The 24,762-nt window shown below is 61.5% G+C and carries 22 protein-coding genes and 1 tRNA gene; 10 read left to right on the top strand and 13 right to left on the bottom strand.

Going from position 1 to position 24,762, the window contains the following annotated elements; translation table 11 throughout:
- Positions 1-47: 47 nt before the first annotated feature.
- Positions 48-1,376, top strand: a complete 1,329-nt coding sequence (locus AC1Q5O_RS01675; protein WP_492561705.1) for a TIGR03808 family TAT-translocated repetitive protein — start codon at positions 48-50, stop codon at positions 1,374-1,376.
- On the opposite strand, the gene AC1Q5O_RS01670 is transcribed toward AC1Q5O_RS01675, so the two are convergent.
- The 3 genes from AC1Q5O_RS01670 to AC1Q5O_RS01660 all read right to left on the bottom strand — a co-directional run bounded on the left by AC1Q5O_RS01670 (position 1,369) and on the right by AC1Q5O_RS01660 (position 4,482).
- The gene (locus AC1Q5O_RS01670) at positions 1,369-2,388 is read right to left on the bottom strand and encodes an asparaginase (RefSeq protein WP_492561704.1); all 1,020 of its coding nucleotides are present in this window, start codon (positions 2,386-2,388) and stop codon (positions 1,369-1,371) included. The genes AC1Q5O_RS01675 and AC1Q5O_RS01670 overlap by 8 nt on opposite strands.
- Before the next feature lie 103 nt (positions 2,389-2,491).
- Positions 2,492-3,202 carry a class I SAM-dependent methyltransferase gene (locus AC1Q5O_RS01665; RefSeq protein ID WP_492561703.1) on the bottom strand — a complete coding sequence of 237 codons (711 nt, stop codon included), beginning with the start codon at positions 3,200-3,202 and terminating at the stop codon, positions 2,492-2,494.
- A gap of 113 nt (positions 3,203-3,315) precedes the next feature.
- On the bottom strand, positions 3,316-4,482 hold the full coding sequence (locus tag AC1Q5O_RS01660; protein WP_223611449.1) for an acetyl-CoA acetyltransferase: 1,167 nt from the start codon (positions 4,480-4,482) through the stop codon (positions 3,316-3,318).
- On the opposite strand from AC1Q5O_RS01660, the gene AC1Q5O_RS01655 reads away from it, so the two are divergent.
- The 5 genes from AC1Q5O_RS01655 (at position 4,481) to betB (ending at position 10,322) form a co-directional block, all read left to right on the top strand.
- Positions 4,481-4,846 carry a hypothetical protein gene (locus tag AC1Q5O_RS01655; RefSeq protein WP_492561702.1) on the top strand — a complete coding sequence of 122 codons (366 nt, stop codon included), beginning with the start codon at positions 4,481-4,483 and terminating at the stop codon, positions 4,844-4,846. The genes AC1Q5O_RS01660 and AC1Q5O_RS01655 overlap by 2 nt on opposite strands.
- Before the next feature lie 45 nt (positions 4,847-4,891).
- On the top strand, positions 4,892-5,485 hold the full coding sequence (betI, locus tag AC1Q5O_RS01650; protein WP_464662999.1) for a transcriptional regulator BetI: 594 nt from the start codon (positions 4,892-4,894) through the stop codon (positions 5,483-5,485).
- Positions 5,482-7,005 carry a choline-sulfatase gene (gene betC / locus AC1Q5O_RS01645; protein WP_492561701.1) on the top strand — a complete coding sequence of 508 codons (1,524 nt, stop codon included), beginning with the start codon at positions 5,482-5,484 and terminating at the stop codon, positions 7,003-7,005. The genes betI and betC overlap by 4 nt, the downstream gene beginning before the upstream one ends.
- 11 nt (positions 7,006-7,016) lie before the next feature.
- Positions 7,017-8,666: a choline dehydrogenase gene (gene betA / locus AC1Q5O_RS01640; RefSeq protein WP_492561700.1), complete on the top strand. Its 1,650-nt coding sequence runs from the start codon at positions 7,017-7,019 to the stop codon at positions 8,664-8,666.
- A 192-nt stretch (positions 8,667-8,858) separates the two neighbouring features.
- The gene (betB, locus tag AC1Q5O_RS01635; protein ID WP_492561699.1) at positions 8,859-10,322 is read left to right on the top strand and encodes a betaine-aldehyde dehydrogenase; all 1,464 of its coding nucleotides are present in this window, start codon (positions 8,859-8,861) and stop codon (positions 10,320-10,322) included.
- 39 nt (positions 10,323-10,361) lie between these two features.
- Here betB and AC1Q5O_RS01630 read toward each other — a convergent pair whose 3' ends face one another.
- Positions 10,362-11,555, bottom strand: a complete 1,194-nt coding sequence (locus AC1Q5O_RS01630) for a serine hydrolase domain-containing protein (protein ID WP_492561698.1) — start codon at positions 11,553-11,555, stop codon at positions 10,362-10,364.
- Positions 11,556-11,640: 85 nt separating this feature from the next.
- On the opposite strand from AC1Q5O_RS01630, the gene AC1Q5O_RS01625 reads away from it, so the two are divergent.
- Positions 11,641-12,282: a TetR/AcrR family transcriptional regulator gene (locus tag AC1Q5O_RS01625; protein ID WP_492561697.1), complete on the top strand. Its 642-nt coding sequence runs from the start codon at positions 11,641-11,643 to the stop codon at positions 12,280-12,282.
- Here the strand turns inward: AC1Q5O_RS01625 and AC1Q5O_RS01620 are convergent.
- Positions 12,279-14,513, bottom strand: coding sequence for an AGE family epimerase/isomerase (locus AC1Q5O_RS01620; protein WP_492561696.1), 2,235 nt, complete (start codon positions 14,511-14,513; stop codon positions 12,279-12,281). The two genes, AC1Q5O_RS01625 and AC1Q5O_RS01620, sit on opposite strands and share 4 nt — an antisense overlap.
- A gap of 257 nt (positions 14,514-14,770) precedes the next feature.
- Between AC1Q5O_RS01620 and AC1Q5O_RS01615 the strand changes: the two genes are divergently transcribed.
- Positions 14,771-14,847: transfer RNA gene (locus AC1Q5O_RS01615), tRNA-Pro, on the top strand.
- Positions 14,848-14,903: 56 nt separating this feature from the next.
- Here the strand turns inward: AC1Q5O_RS01615 and AC1Q5O_RS01610 are convergent.
- The gene (locus AC1Q5O_RS01610; RefSeq protein ID WP_472461561.1) at positions 14,904-15,182 is read right to left on the bottom strand and encodes a hypothetical protein; all 279 of its coding nucleotides are present in this window, start codon (positions 15,180-15,182) and stop codon (positions 14,904-14,906) included.
- 188 nt (positions 15,183-15,370) lie between these two features.
- On the opposite strand from AC1Q5O_RS01610, the gene AC1Q5O_RS01605 reads away from it, so the two are divergent.
- Positions 15,371-16,015, top strand: coding sequence for an FMN-binding negative transcriptional regulator (locus AC1Q5O_RS01605; protein ID WP_492561695.1), 645 nt, complete (start codon positions 15,371-15,373; stop codon positions 16,013-16,015).
- On the top strand, positions 15,987-16,925 hold the full coding sequence (locus AC1Q5O_RS01600) for a phosphotransferase (RefSeq protein ID WP_492561693.1): 939 nt from the start codon (positions 15,987-15,989) through the stop codon (positions 16,923-16,925). The genes AC1Q5O_RS01605 and AC1Q5O_RS01600 overlap by 29 nt, the downstream gene beginning before the upstream one ends.
- A 10-nt stretch (positions 16,926-16,935) precedes the next feature.
- On the opposite strand, the gene AC1Q5O_RS01595 is transcribed toward AC1Q5O_RS01600, so the two are convergent.
- From AC1Q5O_RS01595 to ppaT, 7 genes are all read right to left on the bottom strand, one after another.
- Positions 16,936-18,039: a GGDEF domain-containing protein gene (locus AC1Q5O_RS01595; RefSeq protein ID WP_492561692.1), complete on the bottom strand. Its 1,104-nt coding sequence runs from the start codon at positions 18,037-18,039 to the stop codon at positions 16,936-16,938.
- Between the two features lie 213 nt (positions 18,040-18,252).
- Positions 18,253-19,041 (bottom strand): ABC transporter ATP-binding protein, encoded by a 789-nt coding sequence (locus AC1Q5O_RS01590; protein ID WP_492561691.1) that lies wholly within the window; start codon positions 19,039-19,041, stop codon positions 18,253-18,255.
- The gene (locus AC1Q5O_RS01585) at positions 19,038-19,844 is read right to left on the bottom strand and encodes an ABC transporter ATP-binding protein (RefSeq protein ID WP_492561690.1); all 807 of its coding nucleotides are present in this window, start codon (positions 19,842-19,844) and stop codon (positions 19,038-19,040) included. The genes AC1Q5O_RS01590 and AC1Q5O_RS01585 overlap by 4 nt, the downstream gene beginning before the upstream one ends.
- Positions 19,841-20,659: an ABC transporter permease gene (locus AC1Q5O_RS01580; RefSeq protein WP_492561689.1), complete on the bottom strand. Its 819-nt coding sequence runs from the start codon at positions 20,657-20,659 to the stop codon at positions 19,841-19,843. The genes AC1Q5O_RS01585 and AC1Q5O_RS01580 overlap by 4 nt, the downstream gene beginning before the upstream one ends.
- On the bottom strand, positions 20,656-21,636 hold the full coding sequence (locus tag AC1Q5O_RS01575) for an ABC transporter permease (protein WP_492561688.1): 981 nt from the start codon (positions 21,634-21,636) through the stop codon (positions 20,656-20,658). Before AC1Q5O_RS01575 ends, AC1Q5O_RS01580 begins: the two co-directional genes overlap by 4 nt.
- A 121-nt stretch (positions 21,637-21,757) precedes the next feature.
- Positions 21,758-23,374: an ABC transporter substrate-binding protein gene (locus tag AC1Q5O_RS01570; RefSeq protein ID WP_492561687.1), complete on the bottom strand. Its 1,617-nt coding sequence runs from the start codon at positions 23,372-23,374 to the stop codon at positions 21,758-21,760.
- 13 nt (positions 23,375-23,387) lie between these two features.
- Complete coding sequence (gene ppaT / locus AC1Q5O_RS01565; protein ID WP_492563058.1) at positions 23,388-24,509, bottom strand: pyridoxamine--pyruvate transaminase; 1,122 nt, start codon at positions 24,507-24,509, stop codon at positions 23,388-23,390.
- Positions 24,510-24,762 lie beyond the last annotated feature (253 nt).

The following is a 24,762-nucleotide window of genomic DNA, read 5'->3' as shown; positions in this document are numbered from 1 at the left end:
ACATACAATCCTTGGCCTGTCCAACCGCTGAACCTGAGGTAAAGCCCGTGATCGACAGACGTCTTGTTCTCGGTGGTATGGCCGGGCTTGGTGCCGGGGCACTCCTGCCCGCCCGGACTTTTGCAGCGGCATCCACAGGACTGAATCCCGGATCGCCTGACGATCAGGGCAAGGCGCTCAATGCCCTCCTGCAGAAGGCGAGCGCGACCGGCGACCAGATTTTCCTGCAACCCGGAACCTATATTGTTTCCGGCGTGGATTTGCCCGCTCGGACCAATCTCGCCGGCATTCCCGGCGCAACCCGCCTCGTTTATGGCGGCGGCGGTTCCTTTCTGAGGGCCAGCAGCGGCGCGCAGATCCGCCTCAGCGGGCTTGTCATCGACGGCGCGAACCAGCCGCTTGCCGGCGGTGCCAAGGCGCTGGTCGATGCTGCCAATGTCACCCGGATTGTCATCGAGGATTGCGATTTCGCGGCATCGGGCAAAAACGCCATCGCGCTTTCTCAGTGCGGCGGCAGTATCCGCAACAACCGTATCAGCGGCGCCCGGGATGCCGGTATTTTTGCGTCGCAATCCGCCGGGCTCGACATCACCGCCAACCATGTCGGCGATTGCGGCAATGGCGGCATCCTGATCTTTCGCGATGCGCAGGGGCCGGACGGGACTATCGTCAGCGGCAACCGCGTCGAGAATATCCGCGCCGATGGCGGCGGCACCGGCCAGAACGGCAATGGCATCAATGTGTTCCGTGCGGGCAACGTGCTTGTTTCCAACAATGTGCTGGTGGGGTCCGCCTTCTCCGCCGTCCGCGCCAATGCCGGGAACAATGTGCAGATCATCGGCAACAATTGCACCGGCAGCGGCGAGATGGCGCTTTATTCCGAGTTTGGCTTCGAAGGCGCGGTGATCGCCAACAACATTGTCGATGGCGCGGCCAGCGGCATTTCCATGGTCAATTTCGATGGCGGCGGTCGCATGGGCACCTGCAGCGGCAATGTGGTGCGCAACCTCACCGCCATCGGGCCCTATCCCGCCGACGCGCCTGGTTTCGGCATCGGCATCAGCGTCGAAGCGGATATTGCCGTGACGGGCAACGTCATCGAGACTGCCGCCCTCTACGGCATCAAGCTGGGCTGGGGCCCCTATATGCGCAACCTCACCGCCACAGGCAATGTGATCCGGCAGGCGGGCACCGGCATTTATGTCAGCGTCGTCGACGGTGTCGGCTCCGCCGTCATCACCGACAATATCATCGAGAAGGCCGTCCGGGGCGGCATTCTCGGACATCGCTGGATGGATGCGGTGACCAAGGATCTCGCCCGGCAGAATGCCAGCGGTTATGACAAGCTGATCGTCGCGCGCAATATTCTCAGTTGATATCGGCTTCCGTCAGGATATCGGCCGGGCTGACAACACCGTAGGTGATGCCGTTCCAGTTGCGCATTTCGCGGTCGGCAAACCGGTCGAGCTTCGATTCCAGTTCCGCATCCCCACGGAAAATCCGCGCGAGAACCGCTCCGATCATCGCTTCGGAGGCGCGGGTCGCGCCATCATCGCATTTGAGCGCGATGCCGAGACCGAATTCCGGCAAAGCCGCCACAAAAACGCCTTCCGCACCGGTCTTGACGAAGATGCGCCCCGGCGCCATTTCCATCAGCCGCGTGCAGGCGCGGTTGGTGCCTGCGACATAGTATGGGGCTGCCATGGTGGCATCGAGCAGACGCCTTGCTGCCTTGGCCCGTACCGGCGGCAGGCCGGTGCCGGTCGCCATGCGGGCAAAGCCATGGGCAAGGCTTTTCAATGGGATGGCATAGGTCGGGATGGAGCAACCGTCCGTGCCGCAATGATCCAGCGAATGAACCGCGCCGGTCACGCTCTCCATGGCTTCGCATACCATGGTCTGCGTCGGTGATCCCAGGGTCGAATAGCCTGCGGTCTCGATGCCGAGATGCACGCAGGTGCAGAGAAATCCGGAATGCTTGCCGGAGCAGTTGTTGTGCAGCGCCGTCGGCTCCTGCATGCTGCGGGCCTGGGCGATCAGCACGGACTGATCGGATGACCAATGCGCACCGCATTCCAGTGCGGAGAGGTCGAGACCGGCGCGGCCGAGCATGTCGGCAGCCTTGCTCACATGCAGCGGTTCGCCCGAATGCGACGCGCAGGCCATGGCCAGTTCCTCATTGCCGAAGCCATAGGTATCGGCAGCGCCGCTTTCCACCAGCGGCAGCGCCTGGATTGCCTTGATCGCCGAACGGGGAAAGGTCGGCCGTTCGATATCGCCAGCCGAATAGACAATCTTGCCGTCGCCATCTGTGACAACAACCGCGCCGCGATGGCGGCTCTCCACTGTTTCGCCGCGAAAAACTTCAACCAGAACCGGATTGCTCATAACGCCCTACATTGCTCAGGAAATCGACCGGCGTCCGCCGGAATTGATGGTCTTATAGGATGCCCCGCTTGCCTTTCCAATGGAGAAAACCGGAGATTTGCGCTCAGCCGCCCTTCTGCCACTCCATGACAAGGAAATAGGGTACCCGGCGGTAACGATCGGCCTTGTCGGGATCGCCGCCATAGGGTGCCGGTTCGGCAAAATGGCGCAGGGTGAGACCATGGCCAAGGAGAAGCGACATGTAGGTGCTCAGCGGCCGATGCCAGTTCTGGATGCGGATGCCGCGCCACTCCACCCAGTCCACACGCTCCTCAAGATAATGATCAACGTAGAAACGCGGATCGCCGTTGATATCGGGCTGCCAGCCCCCCGGTTGTCCCGCCGTGTTGAAACTGTTGAGATTGGCAATCAGCAGGGTTCCACCCGGCGCAAGCACCCTGACCATGTCAGCGATGGCCTTGCGCAGATAGGGAATATCGATGAGCGAGAGGTAGCTTACGACCAGATCGAAAGAGGCATCCGGAAATTCCAGCGCCTCCGCATACCCGAAACGATAGTCCCCTTCGGGGTCCCGGGCCTGCGCCTGCGCCAGCAATTCCTCGGTCGGGTCAATACCGACCGGCTTGATTCCAAGGCCCTTGAGGATGCGGCAGAAGCGGCCTTCGCCGCAGCCGACATCGAGCGCGTTTTTAAAGCCGCGTCCGCTGACGCGTTCCAGCATCGGCTTGTCGAGAACATAAACGCGGCCGTAGTCACCGTCTTCCGCCTGTTCGGCAATCCAGGCGGATGCCGATTCCTTCCATCCGTTCGACATGTCTTTTTCCTCTGCCGGAAAAGATGATTCAATTCATGGATTTGCCGGATGCTTTTGACACGGCGAATCCGGGACTTGAAGTCCCGGATTCGAAAAGAACGCTATCGGATGGTTTATTTGATGCGTTCGAGGATCGACACATAGTTGGCGACGGCAGCGCCGCCCATGTTGAAAATGCCGGCAAGCTTGGCATCCGGCACCTGAATGCCGCCGGCTTCGCCCGTCAGCTGCATGGACGAGAGCACATGCATGGAGACGCCGCTGGCGCCGATCGGATGGCCTTTGGCCTTGAGACCGCCGGATGGATTGACCGGCAGGCGCCCGCCCATGGCCGTCTGGCCTTCCAGCGCAACCTTGGCACCCTCGCCCGGCTTGGCCAGACCCATCGCCTCATATTCGATGAGTTCGGCGATGGTGAAGCAATCATGGGTTTCGACAAAGGACAGATCGTCGATGGTGACACCGGCCTGATCGAGGGCGCGCTTCCAACCTTCGGCGCAGCCTTCGAACAGCAGGATGTCGCGCTTGGAGATCGGCAGGAAATCCTGCACATGGGCAGCGCCACGGAAGGCCACGGCGCGCTTCATCTTCAGTGCCGTCTGCGTGTCGGTGAGAACCAACGCTGCCGCGCCGTCCGACACCAGCGAGCAGTCGGTCCGCTTCAACGGACCGGCAACGAAGGGGTTCTTCTCGCTTTCATGCCGGCAGAATTCATAACCCAGATCCTTGCGCATCTGCGCATAGGGATTGCCCACACCGTTCTTGTGGTTCTTCGCGGCGATTGTCGCCAGCGCATCGGACTGGTCGCCATATTTCTGGAAATAGGCCGCCGCAATCTGGCCGAACACCCCGGCAAAACCGGCGGGGATATCGCCTTCTTCCGGCAGGTAGGAGGCTTTGAGAAGGTTCTTGCCGATTTCGGGTCCCGGCGTCGATGTCATCTTCTCGACACCCACCACCAGTACAACACGGGCAGCGCCGGCGCGAATGGTCTTGATGCCCTGATGCACGGCCGCCGAACCGGTGGCGCAGGCATTTTCCACCCGGGTGGCGGGCTTGAAGCGGAAGGCATCGCTGGCCTGCAGGACGAGGCTGGCGGTAAAATCCTGCGGCGAGAACCCCGCATTGAAGTGGCCGAGGACAATCTCGTCGACATCCTGCGGGCCGATGCCTGCATGATCGAGCGCAGCGACGGCCGCCTTGACGATCAGGCTTTCCACGCTCTCGCCTTCCAGTTTTCCGAAAGGCAGATGCGACCATCCAACGATACAGGCTGTCATGTCATTCCTCCAAAATGTCATTCTTGTTGAGGTAACCATGAACCCGCATCGTTTCAAGGTAAAGGGCTTTGTTGCAGTGCAATACCGGAGCCTGTGGTTTGGCAATTATCGTGCGGTTGGGAGCATGGTGGAGAGTCGTTTATTGCTTGCCGGTGGTTGCACCAGTGCTGCCAGAATGTGGTGCGTGGTTCGACAAGCTCACCATGAGGGAAGTGGTTTGGTGCAGGGCCAATTGCAATCCTTGCAGAATATACTCACTGCAGCCCTCACCCTCCCTCATGGTGAGCTTGTCGAACCACGCACGGAGGCTTTGTGCCGCTTCCATCAAATACCGCTCCAAAACGTCGTGATTTTTATTGATTGATCAGTCAATCAAGAATAATAATTCCTCCGAACGAGGTTTTTCAGCATGCCCAAAGTCGGAATGGAACCACTGCGCAAGCGGGAGTTGATCGATGCGGCGATCCGCACCATCGGCCAGCGCGGCTCGCTTGATGTGACTGTCGCGGAGATCGCCCATGAAGCGGGCGTTTCGCCGGCGCTGGCGCATCATTATTTCGGCGGCAAGGAACAGCTGATCCTGGCCACCATGCGCCACCTCCTGAAGGAACTCGGACAGGATCTCCTGGCGGCGCTGGCACCAGCGCAGACACCGGCACAACGCATTGCCGCCATCATCGCCGTCAATTTCTCCGCCTCGCAATTCGCGCCGCAGACCGTGGCGGCGTGGCTGACCTTTTACGTGCATGCGCAGCAATCGACCGAAACCCGCCGCCTCCTGCGGGTCTATGCCCGGCGCATGCATTCCAACCTCGCCTTCGCGCTGAGCAGCATGACCGACCGGGCGACCGCTCTGCAGATCGCCGAGGGCACCGGGGCGATGATCGACGGGCTCTATATCCGCCATGCGCTGCGCAATGGCGCGCCTGAGGCAGCTTCGGCAATCGCGCTCGTGGAAGATTATGTGACGACGAAATTAGCCGCCGCCGGAGCATGCCAATGACAAGACCGAATATTCTCATCCTGATGGTCGACCAGCTGAACGGAACCCTGTTTCCGGACGGTCCGGCCGATTTCATCCATGCCCCGCATCTGCGTGCGCTGGCGCAGCGTTCGGCCCGCTTTGCCAACACCTATACGGCATCGCCGCTCTGCGCCCCGGCCCGCGCCTCGCTGATGTCCGGGCAGCTGCCGTCCCGCACCCGCGTCTATGACAATGCCGCCGAATTCGCCTCGGATATTCCGACCTATGCCCATCATCTGCGCCGCGCCGGTTACTACACCTGCCTTTCCGGCAAGATGCACTTTGTCGGCCCCGACCAGTTGCACGGTCTTGAAGAACGCCTGACCACGGATATCTATCCCGCCGATTTCGGCTGGACGCCCGATTACCGCAAGCCGGGCGAGCGCATCGACTGGTGGTATCACAATCTCGGTTCCGTCACCGGCGCTGGCGTCGCCGAAACCAGCAACCAGATGGAATATGACGACGAGGTGGCGTTTCACGCCACGCAAAAGCTCTATCAGCTGTCGCGCACGTCGGATGATCCGGCGCGCCGTCCGTGGTGCCTGACGGTCTCCTTCACCCATCCGCATGACCCCTACGTGGCACGCCGCAGATACTGGGACCTCTACGAGAATTCTCCGGCGCTTGAACCTGCCGTTGCCGCCATCCCCTTCGAAGCGCAGGACCCGCATGCGCAGCGCCTGATGCAGGCCTGCGATTACACGCAATTCGATATTACCCCGGAAAACATCCGCCGGGCACGCCAGGGCTATCTCGCCAATATTTCCTATGTCGATGACAAGATCGGCGAAATTCTGGACGTGCTGCAGGCTACGCGGATGCTCGACGACACCATCATTGTCTTCACGTCAGACCATGGCGACATGCTGGGCGAGCGCGGCCTGTGGTTCAAGATGAACTTTTTCGAGGGGTCGGCCCGCGTGCCGCTGATGATTGCAGGCAAGGGCATCCAGCCGCAATTGGTTACCCAGCCAGCCTCGACGCTTGACATCAATCCGACCCTTGCGGCACTCGCCGGTATCGACATTGCCGCCGTCAAGCCATGGACCGACGGCGAGGACCTGACCGGCGTCATCGCGGGCGGCAAGCGGCAGGGCCCGGTGCTGATGGAATATGCGGCGGAGGGCTCCAATGCCCCGCTCGTCTGCATGCGCGACGGCCGGTACAAGTTCGTGCATTGCGAGATCGATCCGCCGCAACTGTTTGATCTTGAATCGGATCCGCGCGAGCTGACCAACCTTGCCGGTGATCCCGCCCATGCGGCGATGCTTGCCCAGTTCACGGCTGCCGCCAAGGCGCGCTGGGACATGGCGGCCTATGACGCCGCCGTGCGTGAGAGCCAGGCGCGGCGCTGGGTGGTCTATGAGGCGCTGCGCAACGGCTCCTATTATCCCTGGGATTACCAGCCGCTGCAGAAGGCTTCGGAGCGCTACATGCGCAATCACATGGATCTGAATGTTCTGGAAGAAAACGCGCGCTTTCCGCGCGGCGAATAATGGGGCCAGCTATGGAAGCAGATTTCGTCATCATCGGTTCGGGTTCGGCCGGTTCCGCCATGGCCTACCGCCTGTCGGAGGATGGCAAGCATTCGGTCATCGTCATCGAATTCGGCGGCACGGATATGGGGCCATTCATCCAGATGCCCGCCGCCCTCTCCTTCCCGATGAACATGAGCACCTATGACTGGGGCTTTTCGTCCGAGCCGGAACCGCACCTGGGCGGGCGCACGCTGGTGACCCCGCGCGGCAAGGTGATCGGCGGCTCCTCCTCCATCAACGGCATGGTCTATGTGCGCGGCCACGCCCATGATTTCGACCATTGGGCGGAGAGCGGCGCGGCGGGCTGGTCCTATGCGGACGTTCTGCCCTATTTCAAGCGCATGGAACATTCCCACGGCGGTGAGGCCGGATGGCGCGGCACCGATGGCCCGCTGCATGTGCAGCGCGGACGGCGCGACAATCCCCTCTTCCACGCCTTTGTCGATGCGGGCAGGCAGGCCGGTTTCGAAGTCACCGACGATTATAACGGCGCCAAGCAGGAAGGCTTTGGCGCCATGGAGCAGACCATTCACAATGGCCGCCGCTGGTCGACGGCCAATGCCTATCTGCGCCCGGCGCTGAAGCGGCGGAATGTGAGTCTCGTCAATGGCTTCGCGCGGCGTGTGGTCATCGAGAATCAAAGAGCAACGGGGGTGGAAATCACCCGGCGTGGCAAGACGGAAATCGTGCGCGCGCGGCGTGAGGTGATCGTTGCGGCATCATCGATCAACTCGCCAAAACTTCTGATGCTGTCTGGCATCGGCCCCGCACAGCACCTGAAGGAGCATGGCATTGCCGTGGTGGCCGATCGCGCCGGCGTCGGCCAGAACCTGCAGGACCATATGGAAGTCTATATCCAGCAGGAAAGCCTGAAGCCGATCACGCTCAATTCAAAACTCGGCCTGTTCTCCAAGGCGAGGATCGGCGCACAATGGCTGTTCTTCAAGACCGGCGACGGCGCCACCAACCATTTTGAATCCGCCGCGTTCGTGCGTTCAAAACCCGGCGTCGACTACCCTGATATCCAGTACCATTTCCTGCCCGCCGCCATCCGCTATGACGGCAAGGCGGCAGCCAAGGGCCACGGCTTTCAGGCGCATGTGGGTCCGATGCGCTCGAAGTCGCGCGGCAGCGTCACCCTGCGCTCGTCCGATCCGCTGGAAAAGCCGAAAATCGTCTTCAACTACATGTCGCATCCGGATGACTGGGCGGACTTCCGCCATGCGGTGCGGCTGACCCGCGAGATTTTCGGCCAGGCGGCGCTCGATCCCTATCGCGGCCGCGAGATTTCGCCGGGCGCGCATGTGCAGTCCGACGAGGCCATCGACGACTTCCTGCGCGAACACGCGGAAAGCGCGTTCCATCCCTGCGGCACCTGCAAGATGGGTGCGGCGAGCGATCCCATGGCCGTGGTCGATCCGCAATGCCGGGTGATCGGTGTCGAGGGCCTGCGTGTGGCCGATTCCTCGATTTTTCCGCGCGTCACCAACGGCAATCTGAATGGTCCCTCGATCATGACCGGCGAAAAGGCGTCCGACCATATTCTTGGCCGCGATCCCCTGCCGCGCTCCAATCAGGAACCGTGGATCAATCCGCGCTGGGAAGTGAGCGACCGGTGATGGTATCGGATTTTACTTTGCACAACCGGTGTGCGCGGTTCGACAAGCTCACCATGAGGGATGTCGTTTGGCTGCAATGTCAATCGCAAACCCTGCAGAATAGTGCTCCCTGCAATCATCACCCTCCCTCATGGTGAGCTTGTCGAACCACGCACAAAGCCTATGCTGAAATTACAACTCCAGGAGAACACCATGCGCGCGCAGCCGAAGGCATCGCATTTCATCAATGGCCGCTTCGTCGAGGACAAGGCCGGCAAGCCGCTCGATGTGATCTATCCGGCGACCGGCGAAATCATCGCAAAACTGTTTGGCGCAACGCCGGCCCTGATCGAACAGGCGGTGCAGGCTGCGGCGGCCGCACAGCCCGCCTGGGCGGCGCTCAAGCCGGTGGAACGCGGCCGCATCCTGCGCCGGGCGGCGGACCTTCTGCGTGCCCGCAATGCCGAGATCGCCGAGCTGGAAACGCTCGATACCGGCAAGGCCATTCAGGAAACGCTGGTTGCCGATCCGGCATCGGCGGCCGATGCCCTGGAATTCTACGGCGGCATCATCGCCGGGTTCAATGGCGAGATGATCGAGCTTGGCGGCTCCTATGCCTATACGCGCCGCGAGGCGCTGGGCGTCTGCGTCGGTATCGGCGCATGGAACTATCCGATCCAGGGCGCAGGCTGGAAGTCGGCCCCGGCGCTCGCTGCGGGCAATGCCATGATCTTCAAGCCGTCGGAAAACACCCCGTTGTCTGCCCTCGCTCTGGCAGAGATCTACAAGGAAGCCGGCCTGCCGGACGGTCTTTTCAATGTCTTGCAGGGATTTGGCGATGTCGGTTCGCAGCTCGTCGATCATCCGCTCGTGGCCAAGGTTTCGCTGACCGGCTCCGTCCCCACCGGCAAGAAGGTGCTGGCGCAGGCCGGTTCGCACATGAAACACGCCACGATGGAGCTCGGCGGCAAGTCGCCGCTGATCATTTTCGATGATGCGGATGTGGAAAACGCCGTGGGCGGCGCCCTGCTCGGCAATTTCTATTCCACCGGGCAGGTCTGCTCGAACGGCACCCGCGTTTTTGTCCAGAAGGGCATCAAGGACAGGTTCCTCGACCGGCTGGTGACGCGCACCAAGGCAATCCGCCTCGGCGATCCGCTCGATCCCGAAATCCATCTGGGACCGCTGATCAACGCGGCGCAGCGCGACAAGGTTGTTGCCTATATCGAAAGGGGCAAGGCCGAGGGGGCGACGCTCGCCTTTGGCGGCGGCGTGCCGAAGATGCAGGGTTTTGAAGGCGGCTGCTATGTCGAGCCGACGATTTTCACCGGTGTGACCGATGGCATGACCATCGCGCAGGAGGAAATTTTCGGACCCGTCATGGCTGTTCTCGATTTCAACGACGAGGACGAGGTTGTCGCCCGCGCCAATGACACGGAGTTCGGCCTGTCAGCGGGCGTCTTCACCAAGGATCTGTCTCGCGCCCACCGGGTCATCAGCCAGCTCAAGGCCGGCACATGCTGGATCAACACCTACAACCTCGCGCCGGTTGAAATGCCGTTCGGCGGCTTCAAGCAGTCCGGTGTCGGCCGTGAAAATGGTCTGGCTGCGCTTTACCACTATAGCCAGATCAAGTCGGTCTATGTGGAAACGGGCAAGGTCGAAAGCCCCTATTGAGGCGTGGAGGCGGGACATTCATCTGTCCCGCCATGTCCATCATTTGCCGTAGATGGCGTCGCGCACACCATCGGGAAATGCCCCGATCATGCCGGCATAGGCCGTATTGGTCAGCGCGACGACGGTGAGCTTGCGCTTGGGGTCGACAAACCACGACTGGCCGTAGACCCCGCCCCATTGCCACGTGCCTGCCGATTGTGGCGAGCCCGCCGCCGCAGGATCTTTCAGAACGGAAAACCCGAGACTGAAACCCCAACCCGGCGGCGTGGCCGTCACGACAATATCGCCAATCTGGTTGTCGGACAGCAGTTTGACGCTGTCCGCCTTCAGCAGGGGCGAGCCGCCCTTGCGCAGGGTTTCGAGGAAGCTGATGTAATCATCGGCGGTTCCGGCCATGCCCGCACCACCGGACGCGTAGGAAGCGGGATCGAAGATGCGGTCCGGCGCAAAGCTGACGACGCCGTCGAAAAACGGCACGACATGCGGTCCGTCCATCCGCACCGGCGGCTGGGCATCGCCATAGGCTACCGCCAGCCGTGCCCGGTCACTCACGCTGAATGCCGTATCCTTGAGACCCAGCTTTCCCGTGACATTTTCGCTCACCAGCTCGGGTAGTGTCTTGCCCGTGGCCTTGGCGAGCACCGCACCCAACACGTCGATGCCAACCGAATATTCCCAGGCGGTGCCGGGTTCGAACGACAGGGGGACCGTTGCGATGCGCCGCAGATTTTCTTCGATGGAGAGCCCCGGCTGGTCCAGACCATCGGATATGTTGGCCTTGCGATAGGGGCCATCGGCGGGCTGAAGGAAGCCATAGCTCAGGCCAGACGTGTGATCCATCAGCTGCCGGATCGTGATGACAGGTTCACGGCCATCGGCCAGTTTTGGCCGGAAATCCGGCAGATATCGCGTGACGGGATCATCGAGCTTCAGCTTCCCCTCTTCCACCAGCCGCAGGGCTGTAACCGCGACAATCGGCTTGGTCATCGACGCAAAACGGAAAATGGCATTCTCCCTGATCGGAACCCTGGCCTCGCGATCGGCAAATCCCGCCGCGCGGCGATAGACGATCTCCCCATCCTCGGCGACCAGGATGACGGTGCCCACGATGGTCTGATCGGCGATGGCGTGATCAATCACCGCGTCGAGCCGGTCCTTGAAACTGGCCTGTGTAGCCAGTGCCGGAGCGGTCAAGGCAAGTGTTGTCAGGGCGGTAGCAACTGGTATGTTCATCGGCCTGTTCCTTTTTAATAGTGGTCGCTATATAATAGGATTAGCACAAGCCTGCTTCGCGTCAACAAATTTATTAGTGGTCACTATGAAAATAAATGAGCCATCTGTCAGCACCGTTGAAGAACCCGCCCGCAAGCGCGGCCGTCCGCGCAGCTTTGACCGGGAGGCGGCGCGGGAGAAAGCACTGCAACTTTTCTGGGAGCATGGCTACGAGGGCACGTCGATCAACGACCTGACGGCGGCGATGGGCATTACCCCGCCCAGCCTCTACACGGCCTTCGGTTCGAAGGAAGCGCTCTATGCGGAAGTCCTCGACCTCTACCGCAGCAGTTTCGGCGCCTATTTCCCCGCAGCGCTTACGGAGGAAAAGACGGTTTATGGCGGGATCAGACGTCTGTTGCGCGGCGCGGCGGAAACGTTCACCGCAGGCCCGGGCGGCTGCATGATCTCGACGGCGGTTCTCTCCTGCGCATCGGAAGTGAAAGGGGTCGCCGATAGTCTGGCCGCCATGCGCAGCGGTAGTCTGGACATGATTGAGAACTATATCCGCAAGGGCATCGGCACGGGCGAACTGCCGGAGACCACCAATACGCGTCAGCTTGCCCGTTTTTATGGCACCATCATTCAAGGCATGTCGGTGCAGGCGCGCGATGGCGCGACCATCGAGGAATTGACCGGGATTGCCGAAACGGCGATGTGCGCCTGGCCCGTGAAAGCCCCGGATTAAGCCTTGCCGATGTAATCCACATACTGCGTCAGGGCGCAGACGAGATGATAGAAGATCGAGGCCGGCACGTCTTCGGCCCGTGCCCTGCCCTTTTCATCGATCAGGTCGATCCACAGGCCCTTCGGCGCCTGTTCGATATGCCAGCGGAACAGACGGCCCACCCGTGCCTCGACTTCCGGTTTCAAGTCCGGCCCGCCATTGCCGTCCAGCGCAATAGCGGCCTTCACCGCCTCTGTCTGCGGCCAGCTGCGTGAATTGGTGTCGAGCGGCAGGCCGTGCCGGGATACAGCGCCATAGGCGAGTTCCGTGGTACGGTTCAGCCCGTTGGCAATAGCCGAGGCATAGAGCTTGCGCGCGTGGCGGATGATGTCTTTCTGGCCCGACGCCTTGGCAAAATTGGACAGCAGGTAGGCCCATTCGAAATGGTGCCCCGGTTCCGTCCACTCGCCTTTTTCGCCCGGTGCCCGCTCCCAGTCATCGGTAAAATATTCGCCGAGCGTCCATGTCTCCGCATCGAAGAGGTGATGCCGGAACAGATCGACGATGCGCGCGGCACGCTGCAGATAATCGCGGTTGCCCGTCACATCGTACCAGGCAAGGAATGATTCCAGCAGGTGCATATGCGGGTTGGACCGGCGCAAACCGGTATCACCCGGCATTTCCAGAAAACCGCGCAATTTGGAATCGGCGAGATACTCATCGATGAAGGCAAAGGTTTCCGTGGCAAGACCAAGCGCCTGCGGATGGCCCGCCCGATGGGCATGCGCCAGCGCCAGCAGCACGAAGGACTGGTCATAGGCGTCTTCTGCCCCGTCAAGCACCGTACCGTCGGGGTTGAACGTCTTGACCCAGCCGCCGCGCTTCGTCCGGCCATTGGCCGTGATGAAGCGGATACCATGGTCGATCAGATCATGGGCCGGGCCATCCCAGCCCATTTCGTGCGCCACCGCAAAGGCATAGATCTGCCGCGCCGTGGTGCGCATCCGCTTGGTCTTGACGATGGGGGTGGCGTCGAAGGTCAGCGCCTCATGGAAACCGCCATAGCGCCGGTCGACGCCGACCGTCGACCAGAGCGGCAGCGTCTCCTCGAACAGCCAATGGCGTACGCGCTTTTCATAGGCGCCGACCTGCGGCAGCCGGTCCTGCGCCGGCGTGAACTTGGTTTCAAGCCGTCCCGTCTTTTCCAGCTGTTCGACGATCTTGCGGACATTCTGGCTTTCGGTGACGGGAGCAACGAATGTTGCATCGGAAGTCGACACGACGGCGAGATCGCGCAGGCCGATGGCGGACAAAAGGCGGCCATTGCTGCGCAGATAGCTGTTCTCGCAATCGATGGCCACGACATCGCCGACAATCACATTGCCGCTGCCGTCGCTTGAACTGACTTCGAGCAGCGATTGCCAGGACCCGAGATCGTTCCAGCGGAAGCGCGCCGGGACCAGCGCAATGTCCTGCGCATGTTCCATGATGGCATAGTCGACGGAAATGGATGGCACCTCCGCATAGAGATCGTGCGGCAGGTAGGTGCCGGAGACATTGCTTGTCGCCTCGTCGAGCGCCGTGACGGCACCATCCCAGATCTGCGGCGCATGGGCACGAAAGGCATCGCGCATGGTGCTGGCGCGGAACAGAAAGATACCGGAATTCCAGAGGAAGTTCTTCGATTCAAGATACTGGATCGCAGTTTCCTCGTTCGGCTTTTCCACGAAACGGATGACATCGCGCGTGTTTTCATTCTGCGGTCCGACCTCGATATAGCCGTAGCCCGTCTCCGGCCGGTCCGGCTGGATGCCGAAGACAACGATCCGGCCGGCCATGGCCGCATCGGTGCCCGCTTCCACCGTGTTCCAGAAATCCCGGTCCGTGGTGATTTCATGATCGGAGGGCACAACCAGCACCAGATCATCGCCATGTTCGCGCAGCGTGATCTCAGTTGCCAGCACGACGGCGGCCGCGGTGTTGCGCCCCATGGGTTCGAGAATCGCCCGCCCGCCCGCCAGATCGACACCGGAAAGATCCTGGCTGATGCGGTCGGCATGCCGTTCGGAGGCAAGCAGATAGACCGGAACAGGCATTTCGCCGCCGCGCGCGCCCATGCGCTTGACGGTGCGCAGCAGCATAGAACCTTGACCGGAAAGATTATGAAACTGCTTGGGAAAGTCTTCGCGCGACAAAGGCCAGAGCCTCGAACCAACACCGCCACTCATCACAAAGCTGATAATCCGCTTCATTCCCGATGTCATTGCATGCAACCCCATTGTTTCAGTCGATATCTCGTCCGATATACAATTCGCTCTCTTCCGGCAGACTTTGCGATACATCGCATCATCCGTATTTTACCGATACAAGACTTTCAGCAGCGATCACAAGGCCGGTTCAACCATTTCCGGAACAAGGTTTATGTTTGCACGGGTATAATTGAAGAAGTGCTTATGAAACGACTTGCAGGCATAAAAACTCGGCGGTATATACCCCGCATCACTGGTCACGGAGTGTAGCGCAGCCTGGTAGCGCACGTCGTTCGGGACGACGGGGTCGGAGGTTCGAATCCTCTCACTCCGACCAGTGTTTTCAACAGCTTTCCCATTCGATGTCCGATCTGCGGACATGCCACGCGCATGTCAGTGCAGCGTATCGCCGCCGTCGGGATCGATCAGGCCGGCCAGCCCCTCGTCCTCGACCGCACGCAGAAATTCGTCAAATGCAGCCTGGTCCGTTTCGAACGGGTCGTCCCAGACAATCGAATCCTTGTCTTCGGTCACTACTTCGAGCGTCCATTCGCTCTGCTCGGCAAGGCGGTAAATCTCAACGCTGACGGTGATTCCATCGCGCGTGAACTCCTTCGACAAACGCGACACAACCAGTTCGGGTTCTTCGTCCATCATCAGCCCTCGGGACATTCCTTGTTTCTCGCTTCATCATCTTACGACGCGTCGTGAAATAGCAAGCGGGAAAATCCAGATTCATCCGTGCCGGCCGGCACGGTCTTGCGTGCGCCTTGCGCCGCCGTACCGATCCACTATTATTCCAGTCCACGTTCCATGCATGGCATGAAGCCATGACCACCCCAGATCGAGCGGAGCAATCCATGTACAGACCACCCGCGTTTCGTGAAGATCGCCTTGACGTGATGCACGCATTGATCCGCAAGCATCCGCTGGCCATGCTGGTGACGAGCGGCGAACACGGGTTGATGGCAAACCTCATTCCCTTCGAGCTCGATGCGGATGCGGGGTCGAACGGAACCCTTCGCGCGCATCTGGCCAGAGCCAACGAGCAGGTGGCGGCCTTGCAGGCGGGTGCCGAGGCGCTGGTCATTTTCCAGGGCCCCAACACCTACATCACGCCGTCCTGGTATGCGGCCAAGCGCGAACACGGCAAGGTTGTACCAACCTGGAACTACGTCGTTGTCCAGGCCTGGGGTACACCGCAGATACAGGACGATCCGGAATGGCTGCGCCGGCAGATCGGCAGCCTCACCCGCACGCAGGAAGGCGGCCGCGCCCAGCCATGGGCTGTAGAAGATGCGCCCGAGCCATTCATTGCCGGACAGGTGAAAGGCATTATCGGCGTTGAAATCCCGATCACGCGCATCGAAGGCAAATGGAAAGTCAGCCAGAACCGGGCTGAAGCCGACAGGACCGGCGTTGCCGAGGGCCTGCGGCAAGAGGGCCCGGAAGCGCAGGCCATGGCGCGGATCGTGCATGAACGGGGAAAATCCGGCGGCGCCTGACCGCCTTCCCGCCATGCAGAAACCTGACATTTCACTGGCCGCCGCCGCAGGCAAGCTCCGGCAATTGACGGGCGAGACCGTCCGGCTCGTCCCAATCACGGAAGGTGAGGATTCGCGTGCCTTCCGTTATAATCTGGGCAACGAGCGCTTTGTCCTGCGCATCAACCGGTCCGCTGATGGATTTGCCAAGGACGCCTATGCGAGCCGGCATTTTTCCGCGCCCGCGCTGCCCATTCCGGCCGTTGTCGCGCACGGCGTTCTCGATGACGGCAACGGGTTTTGTATCTCGCACATGGCAGAAGGCGTCACCCTGCAGGATTTGCCGCCGCAGGATCTGCCGCCGGTTCTTGCACCGGTCGCCAATGTCCTGCAGGCCATTGCTGTCTCAGACATTGGCTCAGCGCGCGGCTACGGCCCGTTCGATGCGTCGGGAAACGGACGCAATGCAAGCTGGACGGAATTCCTGTCCGCCGTGTCAGCCTATGACTGGGGTAGCGTGACCGGCGATGACCAGGTCGCGGATATGGCCGGACGCTGTGCCGAACTGGCCAGGCACTGCCCCGATGTGCGGGCGCTTGTGCATGCGGATTTCGGTTCGAACAATGTATTGACCGATGGCCGTAGGATCACAGGTGTCATCGACTGGTCGGAAGCCATGTATGGTGACCCGCTCTACGATATCGCCAATATCCTGTTCTGGCGGCCATGGCTGGACTGCATGGAGCAGCAGGCCCGCTATTTCGAGGTTCACCGGCCGGATCTCGTCCGGGACAAAACCGTACTCGCGTGTTATCAGCTGCGCATCGGGCTGCAGCAGGTCCATGAGAGCGCCGTCGACGGGGCACTCGACGACATGCATTGGGCGCTGCAACGCTGCCGCGCCATCGACAGCCTACTGAGGACAGCGTAGGGTCCAGACCCTAGGCAGCCATGGCCGCCAGCTCGATGCGGTTTCGGCCGAGGCGCTTGGCCCGGTAGAGCGCCACGTCCGCCTCCTCGATCAGTTCCGTCATTGACTGATGCTGCGCTGTAAAAGTGGCGACACCGGCGCTGACGGTGACATGGGCCCGCGTGCGCCCGAGATCGAAAAAGGTCTCGTTGACGCGCCGCCGGATCGCTTCGGCCATCGCCATGGCTTCGCCGGCGCCTGCGGACGGCATCAGGATCGCTATCTCCTCCCCGCCATAGCGGGCGACCAGATCGGATTTGCGCACCAGCGAGCGAATGATGGTGGAAATTTCCACCAGCACCAGATCGCCATTGGAGTGACCCCACCGATCGTTGATGCTCTTGAATGAATCGATGTCGATCATGACAAGCGAAAAGACGTCGCCGCCGGTCGATGCCGCCTTGCGGAAGGTGCGCCGCGCGACCCGGTCAAACAGACGGCGGTTGGCAAGGTTGGTCAACGGATCCGTATGGGCGTCCACCTCCAGCGTCTTCACCCGGTCGACACGCAGGCGTTCGCGATGCAGGAACATGGAGATGAGAAAAATCCCGGCAACGCTCAAGATCAGTATCGGCAAGGCAATGCGCTGGAAAATCGGCAGCGCCTGCTCGAATGGCAGGATGAAGATGCTCAGCGTGTAGAGCGGAACCGTCAGGCCGAGAATGAGGAAATGTTTCCAGGAATAGGTCTGGGGCCTGTAGACCAGCGTGAAGATCAGGCTGATCAGGCCGATGATGACAATGCCGACGACACCGGCCTGCACACCAACCCCTCCGATCAGGACGCGGGACAGGATCGTTAGAGCTGTCGACACCAGCACCGCCACAACGCCGCCGAACGGTGCGCTGAGCGCCAGCAGGATGGAACGCGCATCGACAATGATGCCCTCATCGACGATGACGGGGTCGAGCATGGAAATGATGGCGGCACCGCCGAACAGAAGCCCAACCATCAGGCCGCGCGTCCAGGGCAGGTTGAAAGCGCGAATAATGGAGCCATAGGCCATGCTGACCAGGGCAACCAACCCAAGACGATGGACGAGATCGGCAATGACAGGGAAATATTCAGCGTACAATTATCAACCTCAATTCCACTTCACGCGACACTAGCGTTTGCGGGCTAATTTCGTGCGAAGGACATCCCTAAAAATTGAACTATTGGGCGATACCACGCGAATCTTCTACCACAGGTTGTATTGACTGACGACCTTTGAAACAAATTTTACCAATCGATTGCTTGAAAAGCATGGAAGCGGATTTTTATTCCCGGAGCGGGGATCGCCGGGTTCTCAAGCGGCGGGAACCTGCAGTCTGGGCACGGCATCGATCAGAACCCGGGTTGCTTCGGCCTGCGGGGCAGCAAGAACCCGTTCGGTCTCGCCGCTTTCGACAATCCGCCCCTCGTCCAGCACGATCATGCGGTCGGCCACGGCCCGGACCACGGCGAGATCGTGGGAAATGAAGAGATAGGACACACCCGTTTCCTCCTGCAGATCGAGCAGGAGATTGAGGATCTGCGCCCGCACGGAAACATCGAGCGCGGATACCGGCTCGTCCAGCACGACCAGGTCCGGACGGGTGGCGATCGCCCGGGCAATGGCAATGCGCTGGCGCTGGCCGCCAGACAGTTCCAGCGGGCTGCGCTGCATCAGATCAGGGCTCAGCCCCACCCGTTCGAGCGCGGCGGCGATAAGCTGGCTATAGCTGCCCCGTGGCGCCAGATCGTGCAGGCGCAGCGGGTCTTCCAGGATGCGCCGGACCGTAGCCCGCGGATTGAATGCCGCCAGCGGATCCTGGAACACCATCTGGAATCTCGGGCGCAGCAGCCGCAAGGCTTCGCCCCGCAGGGCCGTGATATCGTGGCCGCACAGGTGGATTGATCCCGCATCCGGATTGCCCAGCCGCATGACGAGGCGGGCGAGCGTCGTCTTGCCCGATCCCGATGCCCCGACCAGCGCCAGCGTTTCACCGCGCTGCAAGGCAAATCCGATATTCTTCAGGCCCGATGCGTTGCGCTCGCCAAAGCGCTTGGCAACATCCTTCACTTCGAGAACAATGGAATTGTCGGTTTCACTCATGGCACGTTCAGGCTGTCAGGGTTGATTTCAACAAGCCGCCTTTGCCGCGGCGTGTCCAGTGACAGGTGCGCGCCGATCAGCGCCTTGGTGTAGGGATGCGCGGGTTGGCCGAGAACATCGGTTGCGGTGCCCTGTTCGACCAGTTGTCCTTTGTAGAGAACGGCGATCTGGTCGGCGCGTTCGGACGCCAGCGCGATATCATGGGTGACGAACAATAGCGTCAGCCCGTCCTCGCGCACCAGCTCGTCCAGCAGGTTGACGATATGGCGCTGTACCACCGTGTCGAGCGCGCTGGTCAACTCATCGGCGATGACAAGCGACGGATTGGCCGCCAGCGCCAATGCGAGGGCGATGCGCTGGCGCTGCCCGCCGGAGAATTCATGCGGATAGCTGTTGAGGCGCGACAGGGCTTTCGGGATGCGCACCCGGTCCATCAGGTCGGCGGCACGCACCCGCGCGGCGATCCAGCTGGTGTCCTCATGCGCCCGGATGACCTCGGCAATCTGGTCGCCAACCCTCATGACCGGATCGAGGCTGCCGCCCGGGTCCTGGAACACCACGCCGATGTCCCGGCCGAGACGCGGGCGGCCCGACGTGCCGGGAAAGACGATCGAGCCAGTCTGGCGCGCCTGTTTTGGCAGAAGCCCCGCAATGGCCATGGCGAGAGTGGATTTCCCCGAGCCGCTTTCGCCGATCAAAGCCAGCCGCCCGCCCTGGTCGAGGTCGAGCGAGATATCCGCCAGCGCAACGGTCTTGCCGTAGCTCACGCCGACATTTTCCACGCGCAGCAATGGTTCGCTCATGGCTGGAGGAACCTTTCACTGCGCGACAGGCCGCGCCCGATCAGATGCACGCTGAGAACCGTCACCACCAGCGCCAGACCCGGCACGATGGAAAGATAAGGCGCCGCGCGCAGCACCGTGCGCCCTTCGGCAATCATGCTGCCCCAGGTCACCCGGTTCGGATCGCCGAAGCCGAGGAACGACAGGGCAGCTTCGATGAGGATGGCCGCGGCCACGGAAATGGCGGCGAGCGAGGCGGCCGGACCAAAGGCATTCGGCAATATTTCCCGGAAGGCAATCTCCAGCGGCCGCATGCCAAGCGTGCGGGCGGCGGCCACGAAATCGCGCTCGCGCAGTGACAAAACCTCCGCCCGTGTCACCCGCGCGGCTTGCGTCCATGTGCCGAGGCTGATAGCCAGAATGAGGGTCGGGACGCTCGGCCCGGTGACGCTGATTGTCGCCAGCGCCAGCAGAAAACCCGGAACCGTCTGGAATGCCTCGGTGATCCGCATCAGCACCGCATCGGCCATACCGCCGAGAAAACCGGCCAGCGTGCCGACCAGACTGCCGATGACAAGCGATGCCGCAGCCGAGAAGAATGCCACGAGCAGCGTCGTGCGCGTGCCGTAGAGAAGCTCCGACAGCACATCGCGGCCAAGACGGTCGGTGCCCAGCCAATGCGCCTGCGATGCGAAAGGCCGCAGCAATGGTTCGCCGACGATGGCGAGCGGATCGCCCGGCACAATCCACGGGGCGAGCAGGGCCATGAGAACCAGCGCAAGCAACAGCACCAGTCCGGCACGGCCTTCAAGGTTGAGACGCCGCCAGATCGTCATCGGCCGATCCTCACGCGCGGATCGAGCCTGCCATAGGCGAGATCGACCAGCAGATTGGCGATAATCACCGTGACGGCGCTGCACAGGATGACACCCAGCAGCAGCGGCGTGTCGCGCCGCGAGACAGCCTCCGCCGCCAGCCGTCCGAATCCCGGAATGGCAAAAACGCTTTCCACCACGACGCTGCCGCCCAGCATCACCGCCGCCTGCAGGCCAAGCATGGTGATGACAGGCAGGACCGCATTGCGCGCCACATGCCGCCAGACGATACGGCCACGGCTGAGACCGCGCGCCTTCAGGCCGGTGACGAAGGGATCGCGCCAGACCTCGCTCATGCGGTCGCGCATCAGGCGCAGATACAGCGCGAGGTACACCATGGCAAGCGAGGCGACCGGCAGGACCAGATGCGCGGCGATATCCGCCATGCGCGCCCATCCGCTCTTGCCGGACGCGATGGTCTCGATGCCGCCAACCGGCAGCCAGCGCAGATCGACGGCGAAGACCACAATCAGCACCAGCCCCAGCCAGAATCCGGGAACCGCATAAAGCGCCAGCGAACCGATCGACAGGAACCGGTCGCGCAGGGAACCGGGTTTCGCACCGGCGATGACGCCGAGCAGCGAACCAAGGAAGAAGGCCAGCGCCGTGGCAATGCCCATCAGCAGCAGCGTCGCCGGCAGACGTTCGATGATCACCGACAACACAGGACGTTGAAACGCTGTCGACCAGCCGAGATCGCCGTGGCCAAGTGCCGAGACATAGGCGATGAAACGATGGAATGGGCCCTGATCAAGGCCCCATGCCTGGCGCAATTGTGCCAGCTGGTCGGCATCCATGCCTCCGGAACGCGCGACATAGGAATCCACCGCATCACCGGATGCGGCCTCCAGCAGCAGAAAGCTGCCGATGAGCACAACGGCCAGAACCGGAATCGCACCCAAAAGGCGTTTCAGAAAAAAGGATGCGAGTGGCGGCAAGAAGGGCTCCGACAGGTCATGCGAATGGAGGGGGACACTAGAGCCAATAATGCCGGAAGACAAACGGGTTTGTGTTCAGGAGGGAAGATGCGGTATCATGATAAAACCATACACTCAACCCCTACCCTTTCAGCCAGACATTGGACCAGTTCGACACCGCCCAGCGCGGATTGTCGGACACATTCTGCACGGTATCGCGGGCAACGGTGATGAAGGAGAACTCCGCCACATTGATCAGCGGCAGGTCCTCAACCACCACCTTCTGCAACTTCTTGTAGAGACCGGCGCGCTTGTCGCTATCCACGGTGGAAGCGGCATCCTTGATCAGCTTGTCCACATCCGCATTGGCATAGCCATACTGGTTGGAGAACGGAACACCGGCAGGCAGCCCGCTTTCGAACAGGATGGTGGTGGAGATCGCCGGATCGGAACGGTAGACCGGCGTTGCCACGGTGATATCGAAATCGTGGTCCGTATAGACCGCCTTCAGATGGGCGGGTGTATCATTGCTGACCACCTGCGCATCGATGCCCACCTTGGCCAGCGCCTGGCGCAGATAGTCGCCGAACTGCTTGGTTTCATTGAAGAATGGTGCTGGCAGGAGCTTGAGCGTGAAGCGGTTGCCATCGGCGCCGCGCTTGTAGCCCGCCGCGTCGAGCAGCGCTTCCGCCTTGGCCGGATCGAAGGCATGGGCGGCCACATCTGGTTCATAAAACGCCTTGTCATAGGCAGGAACCGGCCCCGTGGACGGTTTTGCATAGCCGAGGAAGATCGTCTTGACGACAAAATCCCGGTCGATGGCATGGGCAAGCGCCTGACGCACCTTCGGATCGGCCAGTTCCTTGCGGCGATGGTTGATTTCGACGATGAGCTGATAGGTCAACCCTTCATAGCCATTGGCATAAACCTTCAGGCCCGGCGCTTTGGAGATGCGGGCGAGATCGGCAAGCGGCACGGCGGAGAAAGCAGCCAGCTGGATCTGTTCGGCCTCCAGCGCATTGCCGGCGGATGAACGGTCGGGCAGAATCTGGTAGACGATTTCATCCAGCAGCGGCTGGTCCTTCTGCCAGTACGCCTCATTGCGCTTCAACAGGTAATATTCGCCCGGCTTGTGTTCGCCGAGCTTGAACGGGCCGGTGCCGACCAATGCTTGGTTGGCCGGATTCTTGGCGATATCCGTGCCTTCATAGAGATGTTTCGGCACGACTGAGGTGACCACCGGCAGCGCATTGCGGATGAGCTGGAACGGCGTCGGCTGCGAGAATTTAAAGACGGCCGTGTGGTCATCCGGCGTTTCGACGCTCTCGAGGTTCTTGAAGACCACGCGGCCGAGGTTCTGCAGCTTCTTCCACACTTCCAGCGCGGAGAAGGCAACGTCAGCCGAGGTGAACGGCTTGCCATCATGCCAGGTCACGCCTTCGCGCAGTTTGAACGTCGCGGTCAGGCCGTCGGCCGAGCCCTCCCAGGCGGTGGCCAGGCGCGGCGACAGGCCGTCCTTGCCGTCGTAGGACTGTTCGGCCAGCGGTTCGACAATCTTGCTGGCGACAAAGAACACGCCGTTGGACGCGACGATGGCTGGATTGAGATTGGCCGGTTCACTGTCCCCGGCGACGATCAGACGCCCGCCTTTGACGGGCGTTTCCCCCTGCGCCCAGCCAAGACCCGGCATGGCGGTGAGCGCGGCGGCGCTGGCGGTCAGATGGAGAAAAGAGCGTCGGTTCAACAGGATACGGGACATGCTTGCGATCCTCTTATGTATAGGTTTGGCCGAGGGGGCGGGACAGAATCTGGCTGAGAGCCCTGATGGTGGCGCGGGCAAAATCGGGTTTGGCGGACGCGCCCATGTGCCCGACGCGCAGCAGCTTGCCCGATGTGTCGGCGCGGCCGAGCGACAGGAGGATGCCGTGCTCATCGCGCAACCGGTCGCGCAAGGCCGTGTCGCTGAAACCATCGGGCAGCTTGAAAGCGGTCGCCGTCGGCGCGCAGAATTCCAGCTTTTTCGGCCACAGCTTCAAGCCAAGCTCAAGCAGGCCGTTGCGGGTGATTTCAGCCGTTTCCGCATGGCGGGCCCAGACGTTTTCGGCGCCCTCCGCGGCATAGAGATCCAGCGCCGCATCCAGCGCATAGATTTCCGCAATGGACGGCGTCACCGGAAAAGGCTTGCCGGGCTCCGAGGCGCCTTTCCAGCCGAGAAGGCTGAGGAACGAGCCGCGCGGCGCATCCGGGTTGGCCTCGATCTTGGCCCAGGCCCGCTCGCTCACGCCGATAAGGCTGAGGCCCGGCGTGCTGCCCAGGCATTTCGATGGCGAGGTGATGAAAATGTCGGCATGCGTCTCACGCGGATGGGCATCCAACCCGCCAAAGGACGACACGGCATCGACAATGAGATAGGCCCCGTGCTCGGCAACGACCGCACCGATGTCCCGCAGCGGATTGAGCGTGCCGGACGGCGTGTCGTGATGGCAGAGCGAGACAATTTTGATGTCCGGGCGCTGGCGCAGCACCGCACGCACCGCCTGCGGGTCGATGATGTCGTCATAGGGCACGGCAAGCTCGACGACTTCCTTGCCATAGCGCGCGGCCCAGCCGGCAAACCCCTTGCCATAGACACCGGAGACAAGGTTCAGAACCACATCGTCACGGGCAATCAGCGCGGCAGCAGCAGCTTCGATGCCGAGAATGGCCTCCCCCTGCATGATGACGGGCGCCGTGTCCTGCCGCAGCGCCAGCCGCAGCTTTTCGATCACCTCGGCATAGAAGGCCTGGAAGGCGGGATGATAGTCATAGAGAACAGGCTTTCCGAGCGCGGCAAGCACTTGCGGATAGGCGGGAACCGGACCTGTGGTCAGCATCAGCGGCGGAATGGGGAGCATGGATCGCACTTCGAAATTTCATCCCATTCACCGGCGCAAATGGCACTTGAAGCAGACCATATTCTCCCGTTTGCTGGAAACCAAGAAAAACTATTCCAATATTCCAAAACGCGCTGGCAAAACCATCATACGTGGTTCGACAAGCTCACCATGAGGGAACCCGGTGGGCTACAGCGCTAATCTTGAACGTTGCGGAATATAGCTCCCTGCAATCCCCCACCTCCCTCATGGTGAGCTTGTCGAACCACGCACA

This window comes from Phyllobacterium sp. MT110 (genome assembly GCF_058792715.1).
This window is presented reverse-complemented; position numbering and strand designations above follow the sequence as displayed.

Bases quoted from the DNA above. Each gene is read 5' to 3' on its own strand.
- AC1Q5O_RS01670 (WP_492561704.1), bottom strand. From the start codon at position 2,388: ATGAGCAATCCGGTTCTGGTTGAAGTTTTTCGCGGCGAAACAGTGGAG.
- AC1Q5O_RS01665 (WP_492561703.1), bottom strand. From the start codon at position 3,202: ATGTCGAACGGATGGAAGGAATCGGCATCCGCCTGGATTGCCGAACAG.
- AC1Q5O_RS01655 (WP_492561702.1), top strand. From the start codon at position 4,481: ATGTCATTCCTCCAAAATGTCATTCTTGTTGAGGTAACCATGAACCCG.
- AC1Q5O_RS01660 (WP_223611449.1), bottom strand. From the start codon at position 4,482: ATGACAGCCTGTATCGTTGGATGGTCGCATCTGCCTTTCGGAAAACTG.
- betI (WP_464662999.1), top strand. From the start codon at position 4,892: ATGCCCAAAGTCGGAATGGAACCACTGCGCAAGCGGGAGTTGATCGAT.
- betC (WP_492561701.1), top strand. From the start codon at position 5,482: ATGACAAGACCGAATATTCTCATCCTGATGGTCGACCAGCTGAACGGA.
- betA (WP_492561700.1), top strand. From the start codon at position 7,017: ATGGAAGCAGATTTCGTCATCATCGGTTCGGGTTCGGCCGGTTCCGCC.
- betB (WP_492561699.1), top strand. From the start codon at position 8,859: ATGCGCGCGCAGCCGAAGGCATCGCATTTCATCAATGGCCGCTTCGTC.
- AC1Q5O_RS01630 (WP_492561698.1), bottom strand. From the start codon at position 11,555: ATGAACATACCAGTTGCTACCGCCCTGACAACACTTGCCTTGACCGCT.
- AC1Q5O_RS01625 (WP_492561697.1), top strand. From the start codon at position 11,641: ATGAAAATAAATGAGCCATCTGTCAGCACCGTTGAAGAACCCGCCCGC.
- AC1Q5O_RS01620 (WP_492561696.1), bottom strand. From the start codon at position 14,513: ATGAAGCGGATTATCAGCTTTGTGATGAGTGGCGGTGTTGGTTCGAGG.
- AC1Q5O_RS01610 (WP_472461561.1), bottom strand. From the start codon at position 15,182: ATGTCCCGAGGGCTGATGATGGACGAAGAACCCGAACTGGTTGTGTCG.
- AC1Q5O_RS01605 (WP_492561695.1), top strand. From the start codon at position 15,371: ATGTACAGACCACCCGCGTTTCGTGAAGATCGCCTTGACGTGATGCAC.
- AC1Q5O_RS01600 (WP_492561693.1), top strand. From the start codon at position 15,987: ATGAACGGGGAAAATCCGGCGGCGCCTGACCGCCTTCCCGCCATGCAG.
- AC1Q5O_RS01590 (WP_492561691.1), bottom strand. From the start codon at position 19,041: ATGAGTGAAACCGACAATTCCATTGTTCTCGAAGTGAAGGATGTTGCC.
- AC1Q5O_RS01585 (WP_492561690.1), bottom strand. From the start codon at position 19,844: ATGAGCGAACCATTGCTGCGCGTGGAAAATGTCGGCGTGAGCTACGGC.
- AC1Q5O_RS01580 (WP_492561689.1), bottom strand. From the start codon at position 20,659: ATGACGATCTGGCGGCGTCTCAACCTTGAAGGCCGTGCCGGACTGGTG.
- AC1Q5O_RS01570 (WP_492561687.1), bottom strand. From the start codon at position 23,374: ATGTCCCGTATCCTGTTGAACCGACGCTCTTTTCTCCATCTGACCGCC.
- ppaT (WP_492563058.1), bottom strand. From the start codon at position 24,509: ATGCTCCCCATTCCGCCGCTGATGCTGACCACAGGTCCGGTTCCCGCC.